Genomic DNA, 17990 nt, shown 5'->3' with positions numbered 1-17990 from the left:
CACACTTTTGTTTGCTCCAGAGCCAAATTACACCCTAAAAACTTAACATTGAAAGTAGCTCTTAAAGTTGCCCAGCTACAAATCATGGATTAATTTTACGTTTACAAAAAAACGCCAACCATGGTACAGGATTTAGACACCAAGGAACTTTTGACTTCGTTCCTTTATGAACTTGACGATTACAGCTCGTTGGATTCCTTAAAGTTTCTTGTGGAAGACAGTAGTGAGCACTATCACAGTTACCAAATTACCTATTGGACCGCCAATAAAGAACTCAAAACACTTTTGGTTGAAATAGACCTTCTAAAAGGAAAAATGTCATTTGGCCCTTGGGGCGCATGCGCCATGGAGACAGTGAAGTTTTAGGTTGCCGCTTTTCAAAATTCCCCTTAAATCCTTTTCGTTTTAACGAAACAGAAAAAGGCACATCCCTAAGAATGCGCCTTCAGTAAAAAAATTCCCTAATGCAATTAACTAATAGCATGTTAAAAATAGGGCATGCAATAAAATATTTTTTACGGGTATCCGTAACATCGCTATTTTCATTTTAAATCAACCCTAAGTCCTTCACAATAGCCACTAAATGAATGGCATTATTGGCATTAAATTGAATTCGAAGTCTATTGAGTCGTTTTTCAATGGAACTCAAACTATTGGGATACACCTTGGCTTCCTTGAAAGATTTACTGATTTGATCCTGCGAATAGCCCAAGGACAACTGCCGCATCAATTCAATATCAAAATCTTCAATCTCCATTTCTGATTTTTGGTTTAAGGCATGCGAAATCTCTTTGGAAAGGAATTGTCCTCCGTTAAAAACCTCATCCAAAGCCTGCTGTAATTCCAACAAACCTCTGCGTCCCTTACACACATAGGCACTAACACCATATTCCAACAACTGCCTAACAGTTTGCAACCTATCTTCTATGGAATAGACAATAATTTTAAGGTTTGGAAAATCCTGATGAATAGCCTTTACCAAGCTTTCTCCCGACGTAAATTCCTGTTCCCTATGGTCTGCCTTAAAAGAAAGATCTGTAATCAACAATTCAAAGGGCTCACCATCCATTTTGGCCTTTTTGAGTTTTAGATAAGCTTCATCACAATATTGGGCCTGAACCACATTGGAAACCTTTAAAGTTTGCAATACCGAGGCCACACCTTGATTGATACTTCCTAAATCGTCGACTATTAAAACTTTATTGAACATGCTATCAAATTCTTATCAATGCCTTGAATCCGGCGTCATTATTGGTTTCAAAGGTAATGGAACCTTTAATGGATTTGATACGGTTTTCCGTATTCCTAAGTCCATTTTTCTTACAGAGCTCAGTGCCAACGCCATTATCTGTATATTGAATTTGTATCCGTTTTCCTTTTTGCTCGAACTTTAAAACCGCATAAGAAGCCTTACTATGCTTACGCATATTTACCATCAATTCTTGCAATACCCTGTAAATGGTTGTCTTTTGCAAATTTGAAAGCAGCCTCCAATCCACCTTAGAGATGTTCTGCACAATAACCCTCACCTCTTCGGTATTGAAGCCTTTCAATAATTCCATTAAGGTTTCTCCGAAATTATGTTCCACATCAATATCACTGTGTTCCTTGGAAATATCCCGAGTTTTTCGGTACACTGCTTCCAAATGATCCAAAACCTCTTCAGTTTCTTTGCTAGCCTGCAATTTGGTCATGATTTGGTACACATCATTGGCCACCTCATCGTGTACTTTTTTAGAAATACGCGTTTCGGTTTCAAATACTTTTTGAAGCTTTTCTTTATTGTGCTTTATTCTTCCTATGAAATAGACAGCAGCAAAAACCATTATCACCAATACCAATATCATGATGAGCCTTTGTCTTTCAAATTCACTTTCCTCATACAACCGCTGCTGTTCACTAAACTGGTACCTGTAATACTCAAAATTGTCCTTAGCCTGTCTTCTGGCCTTCTCCAAACTATCCTTCAGCTTTTTATATTGAACCACTTCCGGTGTACCGTTTAGAAGCAACAATGTAGACAACGTACTTTCTAAATACTGTGGATTATTGAGTGTTTTTGCCAACGCCAAAGCCTTATTGGCATAATCCTGGGCCGTTTCCCTATCTCCCCTGTCCAAATAATATTCCGACAAATGACTAAAGCTTGTGATGATTCCCGGCACATAATTACTGTTTTCCTTTATGGATAGGGCCTCCAACAAATTTTGAAGCGCTTCCGGTTGGTTCAGCTTCGATTGCGCCAACCCCAAATTATCCAATATTCGCGCTGTCATCTTAACACCTAAATGAGAGGATTTTGTATAAGCCTCTTCAAAATACACCAAGGCCTTGGTGTATTCGCTTTCATCCATATACAAATTCCCAATATTATTCAATAAGGTTGCTCTGCTACTCTCATCTTCAACCAATTCCAAGCTCTTATTGTAAAACTCCAAGGCCTTTGAAGGATTGTCCAAACTTCGGTAAACCATTCCCAAATGGTTATAAATGCCTATTCTATTTTCCTTTATTTTTTCAGAATCCTCCATCTGTCCCAACAACTCCAAAGCCTCCACACTGGAAATTTCGCTATCAGACAACAACCCCATTTTCTTTTCTATACTTGCCAATAATCTTAAATCAAATACAGCTTTTTCAATGTCCTTCTTCTGAAGACTCTCATCTTTATGTTGCTTATAAAAATTGTAAGCTTTTGCCAATTGGGCATTGGACTCGGGGCGACTGGCAACTTGATAATAATAGGTAAGACTATCCACTTTTTGTTGGGACTGTATATGCAACACCACCCCAAAAAGGCATATAAATAGAATAGACAAGGTTGGTTTCATGCCCCTAAAATAATAATAAAAACAGCAGGATAAACCCTATATTTTACTTGGAAGAATAAAAAAAGACACGTCTGTTTAGGCGTGTCTTAAATCAGGTTGGTTGGTTATTTGTTCTCAAAATAACTGTTGGGAATACAATAGTAGGATTTTACTTTTAAATAAGTTTACGGAATTCCGTAATGAGATTTAAAAATTTAAATTTAGACCTAAACATTCAAACAAACCAGAAACAACGAAGAATTCCTGATCTCCATGAATGGATAGAAATTAAGTATTTAAACATTGTATATTAAAAAGCCCATGAACTTATTCATGGGTTTTCTTTTTACTAATAATTTCCAACTCCTGAACTACCTTAACTAATAAGAATACCTTCGAGATTGAATGAGATAAGTTTGAAGCAAAAAAAAGTCTTTCCGCTTGGAAAGACTTTTAATCTATCTTTTTCTTCTTCCTACAAAGAAGCTACATGCTTAGTTAAACTTGACTTCAAGTTAGCAGCTTTGTTAGAATGAATTACATTCTTCTTAGCTAACTTATCAATCATAGATACAACAGATGGCAAAAATTCCTGAGCCTCTTTAGCCACTTCCATTCCACGTAACTTTTTGATAGCATTACGAGTTGTCTTGTGCTGATATCTATTAGTTAAACGCTTAGCTTCGTTACTTCTTATTCTTTTTAATGCTGACTTATGATTTGCCATTTTCTTTCTATATTAAAAAATTGTAGCCCGTAGGGGAATCGAACCCCTCTTACCAGGATGAAAAAGGATGAAAACCTGGCGTCCTAGCCGATAGACGAACGGGCCATTGTATTTATTGAATTCGCAAATTAATTCACTATTCAATCTTGCAATACGCTTCAAATAACGAGCAATTTCTCAATTGCGGTTGCAAAAATACAACTATTTTTAAATGCTGCAATACCTAATTCAACTTTTTTGAAAAAAATTTTTCTTAGTAGGCTTTTGCAAACAATACTCTACCTTTTGAAGGCTTGCCTGAATACACACAAACACCTTCCTCCTCTTTTCTATCCAAAGGAATACAACGAATGGTGGCTTTGGTCAATTCTTTGATTTGCTGTTCTGTTTCAGGTGTTCCATCCCAATGTGCCGATATAAATCCTGTTTTGTTTTCCAAAACGTCCTTAAACTCGTCAAACGTATCAACCTCTGTTATATGGGTATTTCTAAAGTCTAGGGCTTTATTAAATAAAGATTCTTGGATCTCTGTCATCAAACCGTCTACTACCTCTACCAAATCATCCATGGCTACAGATTGCTTGGAAAGTGTATCCCTTCTAGCCAATTCAACCGTTCCATTTTCCAGATCCTTAGGACCAATTGCTATACGCACTGGAACTCCCTGCAACTCATATTGTGCAAATTTCGCTCCTGGACGATGCGTTGTTCTATCATCGTATTTACAACTTACACCAATTTTACGCAATTGCTCCATAATAGACTGTGCCTTTTCAGAAACAGCGTTTAACTGTTCTTCACTCTTATATATAGGAACAATAACCACTTGTATTGGCGCTAAGTTTGGAGGCAATACCAATCCGTTATCATCACTATGGGTCATGATCAAAGCTCCCATAAGCCTCGTAGAAACTCCCCAAGAAGTTGCCCAAACATAATCCAATTTTCCTTCAGCATTGGTAAACTTCACATCAAAAGCCTTGGCAAAATTCTGACCAAGGAAATGCGATGTCCCCGCTTGAAGAGCTTTTCCATCTTGCATCAAAGCTTCTATACAGTAAGTCTCAACTGCACCTGCAAAACGCTCACTTTCGGTTTTCACTCCTTCAATAACCGGAATGGCCATAAAGTTTTCTGCAAAATTGGCATAGATCTTATTCATTTGCTCTGTTTCTGCCAATGCTTCTTCTTTTGTAGCATGAGCAGTGTGCCCTTCTTGCCACAAAAACTCAGCAGTTCTTAAAAACAATCTGGTACGCATTTCCCAACGCACCACGTTGGCCCACTGGTTGATTAAAATTGGTAAATCCCTATAACTTTGAATCCACCCTCTATAAGTGTTCCAAATAATAGCCTCACTAGTCGGTCTTACCACCAATTCTTCTTCCAACTTAGCCTCTGGGTCTACCCTTAATTTACCGGCATTGTCAGGATCGTTCTGCAACCTGTAATGGGTTACTACCGCACATTCCTTAGCAAAGCCTTCGGCATTTTTCTCTTCGGCCTCAAACAAACTTTTGGGAACAAAAAGCGGGAAATATGCATTTTGATGCCCTGTTTCCTTGAACATTCTGTCCAATTCGGCCTGCATTTTTTCCCAAATTGCGTATCCGTATGGCTTGATTACCATACACCCTCTAACAGCTGAATTCTCAGCCATATCAGCCTTCACAACCAATTCATTATACCATTTTGAATAGTCTTCGGCTCTGCTCGTAAGATTTTTGCTCATCGTAAGTGTTTTGGCACAAAAATTGCGCTAATGTTAAATACAAGAATAGTTCGGCAAAACTAACTATTTTTGTAATGTTCAACAATAAAATTAAAGAGATATGCAATTTAACAGCTATGTAAAATCAAAATTGCCATTATTTGTTGTACTGGGTTTTGTATTCCTGTTAGCTTCTTGCGGTTCCTACCAATATGCAGGTTATGATAACGATGGTATATACAACTCAAATGGTGTGGTTTATGAAGATGCCCCTCGAGTAGAGACTTCGGCGAGCAACAATGGCTACTACAAAGCCTATTTTGCCGAAAAATCCCAGCAATATGAAGAGATTCCTCACTCTGAAGATATCATCTTTACCGATATTGAATCTTATGAAGGGAATTATTATGAAGAGCAAGATACTACAGCTATTGTAGATAACTATAAAGGTTACGCCGGATGGGGAGACAACAGCTCTGAAGTTTCCATAAACTACTACAACAATTTTGGGTATGGCTACTGGGGATATAACTATTGGGGCTACAATCCTTATTCCTGGAGAGCTTGGAATTATTACCCATATTGGAATGTTGGTTGGAATTACGGCTGGGGTTGGAACGTTGGCTGGGGATGGGGTTATTATGACCCATGGTGCTCCCCATATTATGGAGGCTATTACGGTGGCTACTACGGCTACCCCTATTACGGATACCCACATTACAGAAGACCATACGCTTCCTATAATGCGGGCAGAAGAGGGTATTCCACCTATTATAACAACCCAGGAGGAAGAGTTGCGGTTAATCGCAGCAGACAAAATTCTACTTTAACCCGTGATTACAGGTCTTCTGTAAGAAGAAGTACTAGCACGTTGAGTAGATCAAGTAGCAGAACCTCTACGCTTCAAAACAATAGATCTAACACAATAAGAAATAACAACTCTGGCTATACGCCTAGAACCAATAATTCTTCCAACGTTAGAACTAGAAGTTACCCTACACCAAGTAGAAGTAGCATGCCAAGTATGCGAAGTGGAAGTTCCTCTAGAGGCTCTATGGGCACCCGAGGAGGCGGTGGCGGTTCACGTTCTTCATCAGGTAGAAGACGTTAAAACCATAACCTCAATCAACTTATAATCCAATAACCAAATTGTATGAAAAAGTTAAGTTTCCTAATTATAGGGGCATTATCTATGTCCCAACTTATGGCCCAAGACATCTCAGACGCTTTAAGGTATTCATTTGATGATATTCAGGGAACCGCTAGATTTAGATCAATGTCTGGAGCTTTTGGAGCCTTGGGAGGAGATCTATCAGCTATCAGCATCAACCCTGCAGGATCATCTGTTTTTACGCGTAGTTACGCTACATTTTCTTTATCTGTTCAAACTATCAACAATGATGTGAACTATTTCGGTAACAACAGATCCTCTTCAGAATCCAAATTTGACTTAAACCAAATAGGAGGCGCTTTTGTTTTTAATAATACCAATGGAAACTCTCCTTGGAAGAAATTTGTTCTTGGTGTTAGCTATGACAAAGTGGCTAATTTTAATAATGATTGGACTGCTTCAGGAACCAATACCAACAACTCCATTGCTTCCTATTTTACAAGCATTGCACAAGGCTTAAGACTTGATGAAATTTCTAAATTTCCTGAAGAATCCTATTCCGAGGCCTATTCATACATAGGCTACGCTTATGGTTATTACAATCAGCAGGCCTTTCTAGGAAAAGAATCTCATATCATCGCCCCCGTTAATGATATCCCCAGTAACACTTCTTACGTATCCAATATCGCTCCAGGATCTTACAGACAAAACTATTACTATTCGGCAAGAGGCTATAATGGAAAGTTAGCGTTCAACATGTCTTCCCAATTTAAAGACAAACTCTATTTAGGGCTAAATTTGAATACTCATTTTATCAATTATGAACGTTTCACCTATTTAAATGAATCCAACAATAATTCTGGATCTTTGGTTCATGAAGTCGGTTTTGAAAACGGATTGTATACTATAGGAACAGGATTTTCATTTCAACTTGGTGCAATAGGCAAACTTACCGAATCTCTTAGATTGGGAGCTACGTACACCTCCCCTACTTGGTATACAATTGCAGAAGAAACCACTCAATATTTAGAAACCTACAGAACCGAAGGTGGCCAAGAAATTGCTCAAATTATCAATCCGAATATCATTAATGTTTTCCCCGACTACAGACTTCAGACACCTGGAAAATTCACTGGAAGTTTGGCCTATGTTTTTGGAGACAAAGGGCTATTAAGTTTTGACTATTCTATAAGAGATTATTCCAACACTAAATTCAAACCTAAATCCGACCCATATTTTTCTAGTCAAAATTCATTGATCAGAAATACCCTTTCAACAGCTTCCTCTTACAGATTTGGAGGTGAATATCGCATACAACGGGTAAGCTTGAGAGCTGGCTACAGATTTGAAGAAAGTCCTTATAAAAACAACGACCTGTATGGCGATCTAAACGGCTACTCCTTTGGAATTGGTTATAATTTTGGAAATTTCAAATTAGATGCTGCCTTCGACCAATCCAAACAAGATGTCAACTACCAACTTTACAATGTGGGCCTTACTGATAATGCTCTAATCGACTCCAAAGTGAGCAATTTTGTTGTCACCTTAGGTTTTAATATTTAACAACATTATATCTAGGTTACTATAGAAAAGCCCACTAAAATAAATTTTAGTGGGCTTTTTCTTTGACTATAAAAAGATAGACTTATGAATTACAGTTTTTTTAATGCTTTTTAATAAAATATTAGCAATTACTTAATGATTTTAACACTTGCTTTGTGCAATGATATAACAGCTCAAATTAAAAAACCCCTACCCGCAATTTGATTTTTTTAATTGCTTATCTTTGCAATCTGTTTAATAAGAGCTTATTTTGAATTTTTGAAATGAAAATAGAAAACGACATAGAAGATTTTGAAGCTTTAGGGAACGATCATATTGGTACTTCGGCAAATACACCGATGAGAGAAGATGCCTTCAAACTTTCCAATGATGAAAAAATCGATATCATCAAGGATGATGTACGCCATATCATGGAAACCTTAGGGTTAGACTTAACCGATGACAGTTTGAAAGGCACCCCAATGCGCGTTGCCAAAATGTTCGTAAAAGAAATTTTTGGAGGCCTTAATCCCGACAAAAAACCTAATGCTTCTACTTTTGATAACAAATACAAATATGGAGAAATGTTGGTGGAAAAAAACATCACCGTATACTCCACTTGTGAGCACCACTTGCTTCCAATCGTAGGAAAGGCCCATGTTGCCTACATCTCTAATGGAACTGTAGTAGGGCTCTCCAAAATGAACCGTATTGTTGATTATTTTGCCAAACGTCCACAAGTACAGGAACGTTTGACCATTCAAATAGTAAAGGAACTTCAAGAGGTTTTAAATACCGAAGATGTTGCCTGTGTTATCGATGCTAAACATTTATGTGTGAACTCTAGAGGAATCAGAGATGTGGACTGCAGCACAGTAACTTCGGAATTTGGCGGAAAATTTAAAGAGAAAGAAACCCGTAGAGAATTTCTGGATTATATTAAATTAGACACCCAATTTTAGTTTAAAACCCTAACGTAATACATCAGCATGCAACTTTACGAGCAACAACCTATTTCTATATACAATTCACTTAGCGGACAAAAAGAAGCGTTCAAACCTATCAACGACGGCTATGTAGGCATGTACGTTTGTGGACCTACGGTTTATAGCAATGTCCATTTAGGAAATGTAAGAACCTTTATGTCTTTTGATGTTATCTTTAGATATCTAAAGCATCTTGGCTATAAAGTGCGTTATGTTAGAAATATTACAGATGCTGGTCACTTGGAGAATGATGCTGATGTTGGTGAAGACCGCATTGCCAAAAAGGCCCGTTTGGAACAAATTGAACCTATGGAGGTTGTACAACGTTACACCGTTGATTTCCACAACATCCTAAATACTTTCAATTTTTTACCGCCAAGTATTGAGCCAACGGCAACAGGCCATATCATTGAGCAAATTGAACTTATCAAAAAAATCATTGATAACGGATTGGCTTACGAGGTAAATGGGTCTGTTTATTTCGATGTTTTAAAATACAACGAAACCAAGCCTTACGGTATCTTGAGCAAGCGTAATGTTGAGGATTTAATTCACAATACGCGCGCACTTGATGGACAAACAGATAAGAAAAACCCTCAGGATTTTGCCCTCTGGAAAAAAGCAGAACCACAACACATTATGCGCTGGCCTTCGCCTTGGAGTGATGGATTCCCTGGATGGCATTTGGAATGTACTGCCATGAGCACGAAATATTTGGGAGAACAATTTGATATCCATGGCGGCGGAATGGATTTAAAATTCCCTCACCATGAATGTGAAATCGCTCAAGCCGAAGCTTGCAACAACCATGCGCCCGTAAACTATTGGATGCATGCCAACATGTTGATCATGAACGGTAAGAAAATGGCGAAATCTACTGGAAATTACATTTTGCCAAATGAAATTTTCTCAGGAGACAATCCTCATATTACAAAAGCTTATTCACCGAGTGTAGCACGTTTCTTTATGCTTCAGGCGCACTATAGAAGTGTCTTGGATTTTACCAATAATGGCTTATTGGCAAGTGAAAAAGGTTTCTATAGACTTATGGATGCCATCAATCTATTGGACAGTATTACTCCCTCAGGCAATTCTACTTTCAATGTCTTGGAATGGAAACAGAGCTGCTACGACGCCATGAACGATGACTTTAACACCCCTATTTTGGTGGCCAACCTTTTTGAGGCCGTTAAGTTCATCAATCAATTGAAAGAAGGAAGCGCGAGTATTACCGAAGAAGATTTAAAAACTTTAAAGGAAACCATTCATGCCTTTGTGTTTGATATTTTAGGTTTGGTAAATGTAACTGCAGAAGATTCTGGAACAGATAAACTTTCAGGTGCAGTAGAACTGTTGATCAAATTAAGACAGGAAGCAAGAGCCAATAAGGATTTTGCCATGTCTGACAAAATTAGAGATGAATTGGCTGAAGCTGGCATTCAGTTAAAAGATGGTAAAGACGGCACCACTTTTACGACCAACTAATTGGTTGTGCAGTCTACCTATAATATAAAAGGGTGCAATAGTATTGCACCCTTATTTAATTATAATTTAGCCTCATGAAAAAGTTGCTCATTGCTCCTTTTCTATTTCTTATCAAGGTATATCAAACAATGATATCCCCGTTCACACCGTCTACTTGTCGTTACCAACCAACCTGCTCACACTACACCAAAGAAGCACTTCAAAAACACGGCCTTTTTAAAGGCGGCTGGCTCTCCATAAAACGGATATTGAGCTGCCATCCGTGGGGAGGCAGTGGTTATGACCCTGTTCCCTAACCCAACACATTAATTTACCAAAACCATAACGTGTAGTCTTTTTCAAAGTGCTATATTTACCCTTGAAAATTTTTATCATATGCATTTTTTATCCTTCGTTTGGGACCCTTCAAAAGGAATCGATTTAGGCTTTTTTACCTTACACTATTATAGCATGATGTGGATTGTGGCATTTGTCCTTGGACTTGCCATTATGAAACGCATCTACAAGCACGAGAACCAAAGCGATGCCTCTTTGGATTCACTTTTTATCTATTCAGTAGTAGGGATTATGTTGGGTGCCCGATTGGGACATGTGATTTTTTACCAACCCGAACTGTTCAAGGAAGACTTTTTCAGTATCTTTTTACCGTTCAGTTTTAAAGGCGGCATTCACTTTACAGGCTTTCAAGGTTTGGCTAGTCACGGGGCTGCTATTGCCATGATTGTTTCCATGTATCTTTACAATAAAAAAGTACTTCATAAATCGGTGCTTTGGATTTTGGATCGCGTGGTAATTCCTGTAGCTTCTGGTGCTGTATTTGTAAGATTGGGGAATTTCATCAATTCTGAAATTATTGGAAAACCAACAGGAAGTGACTATGGCGTGATCTTTAAGCAACTGCCTCAGGACATGCAAGTGCCAAGACACCCTGCTCAACTTTACGAATCTGGAGCTTATATTTTGGTGTTTTTGATTTTATGGTATTTCTATTGGAAAACCAACAAAAGCGAACAACAAGGCTTTTTGTTTGGTTTGTTCCTAGTGCTTTTGTGGACCATCCGTTTCTGTGTAGAATTTGTGAAGGAAGCCCAAAATGCCGAACGTGCCGATTGGGCGTTGAACACAGGACAATGGTTAAGTATTCCATTTATTCTTATTGGCCTTTACTTCATGTTTGTATACAAACCGAAAACTGAATTGAGCTAAAATGCGCAAAATATCTATTGGCGGCCTTCTTCTCCTTTCCATGTTTATGGCCCTAATGGCTATATCCTGTAAGAATGAACCCAAGGTTGTCAAAGAGATTATTGTTGAATTTAAGAAAGAAGGCACGCTCAGTCTTTACAAAGCAGCTTCCGACTCCCTTGTAAAAACCATTTCTATTGAAATTGCCGATGACGACTACCAAACCCAAACTGGCTTGATGTATCGCAACAGCATGGAAAACAATCAAGGCATGCTTTTTATATTTCCAAGGGAAGAATTCCATAGTTTTTATATGAAAAACACGCGGATTCCTTTGGACATTATCTTTATTGACAAGGATAAAACCATTATCAATATCCAAAAAAATGCCAAGCCTTTTGATGAAACTTCCTTGCCTTCCACTGCCCCAGCCCAATATGTATTGGAAATTAACGGAGGGCTTTCTGATGAATGGAATTTAAGTGCCGGAGATCGAATCGATTTTACTAGACTCTAAAAGCAACGGCGAACAACTATAAATGATTTCTGTATCACCATATGGCGTTGTAATGCATTCACTTTTTTCAAAGCCATTCTTCCTATAAAAACTATGCAAAGTTTCATCTTCTATAGCTAACCAAAAGCCATTTTGAGGATAGTTTCCCCTTACCAATCTCAACCATTCCGAACCCAATTTCTGCCCCCTAAAGGCTTCTATGGTGTAAATAAAACCTAGATATAGATATCCTTTTGAAAACCAATTTTCAGCGTCTTCTTTATAATACAACAAATCTGGTGGGCATTGCTTGAACACAAGCCCTCCCACCATAATTTGATGGTTATTTTTAATCACATAAATTGTTGTGGTTTCTTTAATAGCTTCCCAAAACGGCACAATAGCCTCTTGCCAATCCTCTGGAAGTTTTTCAAAAAAAAGATTAGCTTTATCCGTGTAGTCTAATAGTTCCATTACTTATAGCAGTCCCCAAGACCATAATTTATCGGAATCCTCAAACCAACGATCACCAATATCGGTTCTGTAATATCCATTGTTAATGATGACGTTTTGAATCCTGTTATACATTAATCGTTGGGCATCTTTCATGGTAAGTCCAGATCCAGTTACCAAAACGGCAATCCCCGTATTTCCGGTAATCAGCCATTCATTATTAACATTCTTCAAATGCATTGGATGCACCCCTTCTTTAGCATTCCTTTTAACCACCACCACAGCGTCCTTTGAAAAGAGCTCGAAGGATTTTTTATCATTATAAGGAAATGGAGGCACTACGATAAACGCGCCTACGTGAAAGCCCTTTTTCACGGAAATCCTAAACTGTTGTCCCGAAGCAATTTTATACAACATTTCGCCGATAGGCTCAACAATAGAAGACCGTTGAATCAAGATTTGCGGATAGCCAAAACGCGAGGTGAATTCCAATGGATAGATTCCTTTACCATTAACGATACAATTCAGGTCGATATGCCCCACAAACTTGTGCTTTGCCAGGCTGGTTTTAAAATGCCTTAAAGTAGCTTCAAAAATTGGAGATTTGTCGGCCCAAAACATGCTTGTCCCCATTTCACCAGTTGACACACCAAGCTCCCTTGGAAATAGCTTCTTATGCTCAAACGTAATGTTGATTGGCGCTAGAAAATCGGTACCATTGAAAAAGGCAGAAACCCCAATCTCTACACCCTTTACTTTTTTCTGTAATTGAAATGTTCCAAATTCATCTCCCCAAGATTTTTCGTAGGCTTTCAAAACCCTAATGACATCCAAACCTTCATCATCACTCCCTACAAACAATAATTGTTTAATGTCCTGAGTTTCGCCACAAGGTTTAATTACATAGGCATTGGGATGCTGTTGAATGTATTGAATAGCCTCTTGAAAACTAAAGAATTCCTTATAAGGCAAGGTTTTTATCTTGTGGCGTTTCAATTCGCTTTGGCCAAAATCCCTATCGAGTTCCAACCTATCGGTATATTCAGTGCCACCAAACACCAATTTACCTTGGGCTCGCAAGTCTTCACATTCCTTTCCATAGCCGGTATAGTCAAAAATTATAAGATCGGCCCAATCGATATGAGCTTTCCAATCCCTAACCTTCTTAAGGAACCCGAAGCCAATTTCTCGGGAGTCCTTATCTTCAATACACATTTTTACTTGATTGCCTTCTAGTGAAGCTGCATAGGCAATATCCAATATTTCTCCCCATCGAGAAACAAAGAGGAGTTTTCTAGGAGGTGTAGGTTGTGCTCTCACACTCCAAAAAGTCAAAAATAATCATAAACGTAACGTCTAATTTTTCGATTCAAAATTAGTCAAATAATCAATTCAAAAATTAGAAGGCAGCGTAATTTTTAGTTAATAATTAGCCAATAAAAAAGGCTACCAAAACGGTAGCCTTTTTCAAATTATATAAAGAAATTATTAGTCTTCTTTTGGCGCTTCACCTTTATCCTTTAAAGAATCATACATGATAGGTGTTGCAATGAATACAGAAGAGTAAGTACCTACAACTACCCCAACGATCAAGGCAAATAATAGACCTCTTAATGAATCTGCTCCAAAGGTAAACATGGCCAACAATACTACCAAAGTAGTAAGGGAAGTATTCAAGGTTCTACTCAATGTACTGTTGATTGCAGAGTTGATATTAGCGCCTCCTTTGAATCCTAATTTCTCTGCAAGCACCTCTCTAATACGGTCAAATACAACCACGGTATCGTTTAGCGAGTAACCAATTACCGTCAAGATGGCCGCGATGAAAGCTTGATCGATTTCCATGCTGAATGGCATGAAAGAATGCGTGATAGAGAACACACCCAATACAATGATAATATCGTGGAATACCGCCGCAACAGCACCCAATGAGAATTGCCATTTCTTGAAACGCAACAAGATGTATAGGAATACTACAACCAAAGATCCTAATACTGCCCAGAAAGATTCTTTCTTGATATCATCGGCAATGGTTGGACTTACTTTACTTGACAATACTTTACCAATACCGTTTTTACCATCGGCAAAATCTTGGTAAGACATTCCTGAAGGCAAGTAAGGCTTCAAGGCGTCAAATAACATTGTTTGTACTTCCTCATCAGCTTCTGCTGAGTTTTCGTCTACTTTATATTTAGTAGAAATTTTCAACTGGTGTGAGTTTCCGATAGTTTTTACTTCCGCACTACCAAACTTATCCATCAAGTTAGCTTTAACTTCTTCTGGCTTCACGTCTTCAGTAAAACGCACTTGGTAAGTTCTACCTCCAACGAAGTCGATACCTTGATCCAAACCTTTAGTAGCTAAGGACCCGATGCTCAATACCAATAAGGCTCCTGAAATGATGTAAGCAACTTTTCTTTTGGTAATAAAGTTGATGTTCGTGTTTTTGAACAAACCTTTTGTTAATCCAGTTGAGAATTCTAAAGACTTCCCTTTGTTTACATACCAATCTACTAAAATTCTTGTAATGAAAATTGCAGTGAACAAGGATGTTACGATACCAATTAATAAGGTAGTTGCGAATCCTTTGATTGGCCCTGTACCGAATACAAATAAGATGATTGCCGTAAGACCAGTTGTAATGTTAGCATCTAAAATTGAAGACAATGCATTTGAGAAACCGTCTTTAATAGCTTCTTGCTGTGTCTTACCTGCCGCAATTTCTTCCCTGACACGCTCAAAGATAAGTACGTTAGCATCCACCGACATACCAATGGTCAATACGATACCCGCTAAACCAGGAAGTGTCAATACTGCTCCCAATCCTGAAAGCACCCCAAAAATCAACAAGATATTGAACAACAATGCGATATCCGCAAAGCTACCCGCAACACCATAGTAAAGAATCATCCATACCAATACTAAAGCCAAGGCAATCATAAATGATTTGATTCCAGAGTCGATAGCTTCTTTTCCTAAAGATGGTCCAACCTCATCAGCTTGAACGATATCGGCAGACGCAGGTAATTTACCAGCTCTCAATACGTTTGCTAAATCCACTGCCTCATTTAGTGTGAAAGCACCAGAAATTTCAGAGTTACCTCCAGAGATAGGCCCTGTACTTACACCAGGTGCAGAGTATACGATGTCATCCAATACAATGGCAATTTGGCTTTGTTGTTGGTAAGCTCTACCAGTCATTTCTTCCCAAATCTTAGCACCTTTACTGTTCATTTGCATGCTTACGGAAGGCTTCCCTAATTGGTTGTAAGATTGACGCGCATCTGTAATTACAGCTCCACTCAATTCTGGCTCATTTTCTCTGTTTCCAACCAATGCATATAAATCTACATAGTCGCTATCCTTAGGTTGGATACCCCATGCAAATTTCACATAACGTTGCTCAGCTGGCAATAAAGCTCTTACTTTTGGATTGTTCAAGTAAGACGTGATCAAGTCTTTGTCCTTAGCTTCAAAAGTTGCTACAGAAGCACCTCCTGCTCCGTAACCTCTCAATAAATCCAAAATTGGATTTGCTTCCACATCTGTAGAATCAGCAGAAGTTTCACCTACCAATTTATCCAATAAATCAGCGTTTCCTTCTTCTGTAGTTGTAGAATCTGTTGCAGTTTCAGCAACCTCAGCTACTTCTGTTTCGGTTTTCTTCTCAGCATTTACAATTGGCTTCAACACCTCGTTGGCTTGTGCCAAGAAAGGTAAGAATTGGTCACCTCTGTAAGCATCCCAAAACTCTAACTGAGCTGTACTTTGTAATAATTTTTTAACACGCTCTACATCCTTAGCCCCTGGAAGCTCTACAAGGATACGTCCTGAATTTCCTAAACGTTGGATGTTTGGTTGTGTTACCCCAAACTTATCGATACGCTTACGCAATACCTCAAAAGCAGATACGATAGACTCATCTACCTTTTTCTTGATAACATCCTTAACTTGGTCGTCAGACATGTCAATAGTGATTTCTTCACTTAAGGTACGGTTGGCGAAAATGTCTGGAGACGCCAATTTTGTATCTCCTTTAATAGCGTCAAACGCTGTAAAGAAAGACTCCAAATATGGCTCTTGAGCATCTTTTTGGATTTCCTCAGCATCAGATAATGCTTTGTTGAATACTGGATCTGTAGTGTGGTTAGCCAATCCTTCCAAGATATCTTTAACCGAAATCTCCAAGATTACGTTGATACCTCCTTTAAGGTCCAAACCAAGGTTCATAGCCTTGTCTTTTACCTCATTATAGGTATAATCTGCAATACCTATGTCAAATACTTTGATACCTTGTCTTTTTCCGTCCACCTCAACTTTATAGGTTTGAAGTGAATCCAAATAACGAATCTCCTCAGCATTGATTTCTTCGGGAGTATCGTATTTACTAAATGCTGCTTCTTCTGCAGCTGCGTCTATTTGATTGGATTTAAAGGTAAATGATAATTGATAGATACTTACCAGTCCAAACAATAGTGCAAACAATTTTACTAATCCTTTGTTTTGCATTTTTAATTATTTATTGGTCAATTTTTTAATCGGGCAAATATAGAATTTACCCTTGATTTGACAATTATTCTAAATGATTTTGTAAGTGGTTAGCCGTTTATGGAATTACACCATAAAGCGAACTGTGTTTTTGAGGCTTCCATTGTACCTTTTATTGTCATTGAAAGCTTCTTTTGTGATAATTTGTGGGAAGAATTTATCCTAACCTCCCGTTGAAGCAGGGGCCTGCCCTTACTTCTGGGATTTTTTTGGAGATATTGTCTATTGCAAGTGCAATATTTTTGTAGAATTTATAAGCTACCTTAATGTCTGTTGAAACCGTTTCAATACTGAACACCTCCACAGATAAGGATTCGTGGGCCATGAAAGAACGATCGTGGTCTGCTTTCAATTCCACAGCCATCTTTCCGCCTAAATCAAAAGCGGAATGATCTCCCTTGTGGATTTCGTAAACATCTAGATCATACTTAACCGAAGGATCTTTAACAGGAACTTTTGGAAATTGCCCTTTATGCTCAACTCCAGTATACCCTAACTCCAACAAATCATCGTCTGCCAATAATTTTTTGATACTGGCAACATCTGTATCGCTGTAATAGGTAATTTTTAACTGTCCGTCTTGAAGTTCACTAACCTTGATATGTTCAACCCCTACTTGTTGCAGTTGTTCGGTTAGCTCGACAATGGCCTTTTTGGCTTCAACTGATGATACATCCCCATTAGAAAACTGCAACACGATTTCCTGATTTGGAACAGGATTGTGCTGTTTTGTTGCAATTCCCCCTAAGAGTGAAAGGATAATTATTAAAGTACTAATGTACCATCTTGAATTCATGCGCCAAATATATAAAAATTTCAAGATTGAACTCGCCGAATCCCGCATAAATTAAGGTACTATATCAGATTTAAAACCTACTTATAAATAGCTTCTTACAAAAAAAGGTTGCCATTAGGCAACCTTTTCAATCTTTTAAT

The 17990-nt window shown here is 38.2% G+C and carries 16 protein-coding genes and 1 tRNA gene; 8 read left to right on the top strand and 9 right to left on the bottom strand.

Going from position 1 to position 17990, the window contains the following annotated elements; all coding sequences use genetic code 11:
* The first annotated feature begins 120 nt into the window (after positions 1–120).
* Complete coding sequence (locus BKM32_RS13225) at positions 121–366, top strand: hypothetical protein (protein ID WP_076664197.1); 246 nt, start codon at positions 121–123, stop codon at positions 364–366.
* Positions 367–547: 181 nt separating this feature from the next.
* Here the strand turns inward: BKM32_RS13225 and BKM32_RS13220 are convergent, their stop codons facing one another.
* From BKM32_RS13220 to proS, 5 genes are all read right to left on the bottom strand, one after another.
* Complete coding sequence (locus BKM32_RS13220; protein ID WP_076664195.1) at positions 548–1210, bottom strand: response regulator; 663 nt, start codon at positions 1208–1210, stop codon at positions 548–550.
* A 4-nt stretch (positions 1211–1214) separates the two neighbouring features.
* Positions 1215–2831 (bottom strand): tetratricopeptide repeat-containing sensor histidine kinase, encoded by a 1617-nt coding sequence (locus BKM32_RS13215; RefSeq protein WP_076664194.1) that lies wholly within the window; start codon positions 2829–2831, stop codon positions 1215–1217.
* A 454-nt stretch (positions 2832–3285) separates the two neighbouring features.
* Positions 3286–3537 (bottom strand): 30S ribosomal protein S20, encoded by a 252-nt coding sequence (rpsT, locus tag BKM32_RS13210; RefSeq protein ID WP_053975676.1) that lies wholly within the window; start codon positions 3535–3537, stop codon positions 3286–3288.
* Between the two features lie 23 nt (positions 3538–3560).
* A tRNA-OTHER gene (locus BKM32_RS13205) sits at positions 3561–3642 on the bottom strand.
* Between the two features lie 148 nt (positions 3643–3790).
* Positions 3791–5269 (bottom strand): proline--tRNA ligase, encoded by a 1479-nt coding sequence (gene proS / locus BKM32_RS13200; RefSeq protein ID WP_053975677.1) that lies wholly within the window; start codon positions 5267–5269, stop codon positions 3791–3793.
* A 100-nt stretch (positions 5270–5369) separates the two neighbouring features.
* Here proS and BKM32_RS16650 point away from each other — a divergent pair, with 100 nt between their 5' ends.
* From BKM32_RS16650 to BKM32_RS13165, 7 genes are all read left to right on the top strand, one after another.
* Positions 5370–6359, top strand: a complete 990-nt coding sequence (locus BKM32_RS16650) for a hypothetical protein (RefSeq protein ID WP_076664192.1) — start codon at positions 5370–5372, stop codon at positions 6357–6359.
* Positions 6360–6401: 42 nt separating this feature from the next.
* Positions 6402–7922, top strand: a complete 1521-nt coding sequence (locus BKM32_RS13190) for an OmpP1/FadL family transporter (protein ID WP_076664191.1) — start codon at positions 6402–6404, stop codon at positions 7920–7922.
* 263 nt (positions 7923–8185) lie between these two features.
* On the top strand, positions 8186–8863 hold the full coding sequence (folE, locus tag BKM32_RS13185; RefSeq protein WP_076664189.1) for a GTP cyclohydrolase I FolE: 678 nt from the start codon (positions 8186–8188) through the stop codon (positions 8861–8863).
* Between the two features lie 27 nt (positions 8864–8890).
* Positions 8891–10372, top strand: coding sequence for a cysteine--tRNA ligase (gene cysS / locus BKM32_RS13180; protein WP_076664188.1), 1482 nt, complete (start codon positions 8891–8893; stop codon positions 10370–10372).
* A 74-nt stretch (positions 10373–10446) separates the two neighbouring features.
* The gene (gene yidD, locus BKM32_RS13175; RefSeq protein ID WP_076664186.1) at positions 10447–10668 is read left to right on the top strand and encodes a membrane protein insertion efficiency factor YidD; all 222 of its coding nucleotides are present in this window, start codon (positions 10447–10449) and stop codon (positions 10666–10668) included.
* 79 nt (positions 10669–10747) lie between these two features.
* Entirely contained in the window at positions 10748–11578 is an 831-nt protein-coding gene (lgt, locus tag BKM32_RS13170) for a prolipoprotein diacylglyceryl transferase (RefSeq protein ID WP_076664185.1), read from the top strand.
* Between the two features lies 1 nt (position 11579).
* Positions 11580–12074, top strand: coding sequence for a DUF192 domain-containing protein (locus BKM32_RS13165; protein ID WP_076664183.1), 495 nt, complete (start codon positions 11580–11582; stop codon positions 12072–12074).
* On the opposite strand, the gene BKM32_RS13160 is transcribed toward BKM32_RS13165, so the two are convergent.
* The 4 genes from BKM32_RS13160 to BKM32_RS13145 form a co-directional block, all read right to left on the bottom strand.
* Positions 12036–12527, bottom strand: coding sequence for a GNAT family N-acetyltransferase (locus BKM32_RS13160; RefSeq protein ID WP_076664182.1), 492 nt, complete (start codon positions 12525–12527; stop codon positions 12036–12038). The two genes, BKM32_RS13165 and BKM32_RS13160, sit on opposite strands and share 39 nt — an antisense overlap.
* A gap of 3 nt (positions 12528–12530) precedes the next feature.
* A complete protein-coding gene (locus tag BKM32_RS13155) occupies positions 12531–13826 on the bottom strand; it encodes a phosphoribosylamine--glycine ligase (RefSeq protein WP_076664181.1) in 1296 nt (431 codons plus the stop codon).
* Positions 13827–13994: 168 nt separating this feature from the next.
* Positions 13995–17015, bottom strand: a complete 3021-nt coding sequence (gene secDF, locus BKM32_RS13150) for a protein translocase subunit SecDF (protein ID WP_076664180.1) — start codon at positions 17013–17015, stop codon at positions 13995–13997.
* A gap of 196 nt (positions 17016–17211) precedes the next feature.
* Positions 17212–17850 carry a hypothetical protein gene (locus tag BKM32_RS13145; RefSeq protein ID WP_076664179.1) on the bottom strand — a complete coding sequence of 213 codons (639 nt, stop codon included), beginning with the start codon at positions 17848–17850 and terminating at the stop codon, positions 17212–17214.
* Between the last annotated feature and the right edge of the window lie 140 nt (positions 17851–17990).

The sequence above is a fragment of the Mangrovimonas sp. DI 80 genome (genome assembly GCF_001975575.1).
Taxonomy (GTDB): Bacteria; Bacteroidota; Bacteroidia; order Flavobacteriales; family Flavobacteriaceae; genus Mangrovimonas_A; species Mangrovimonas_A xylaniphaga.
This window is presented reverse-complemented; position numbering and strand designations above follow the sequence as displayed.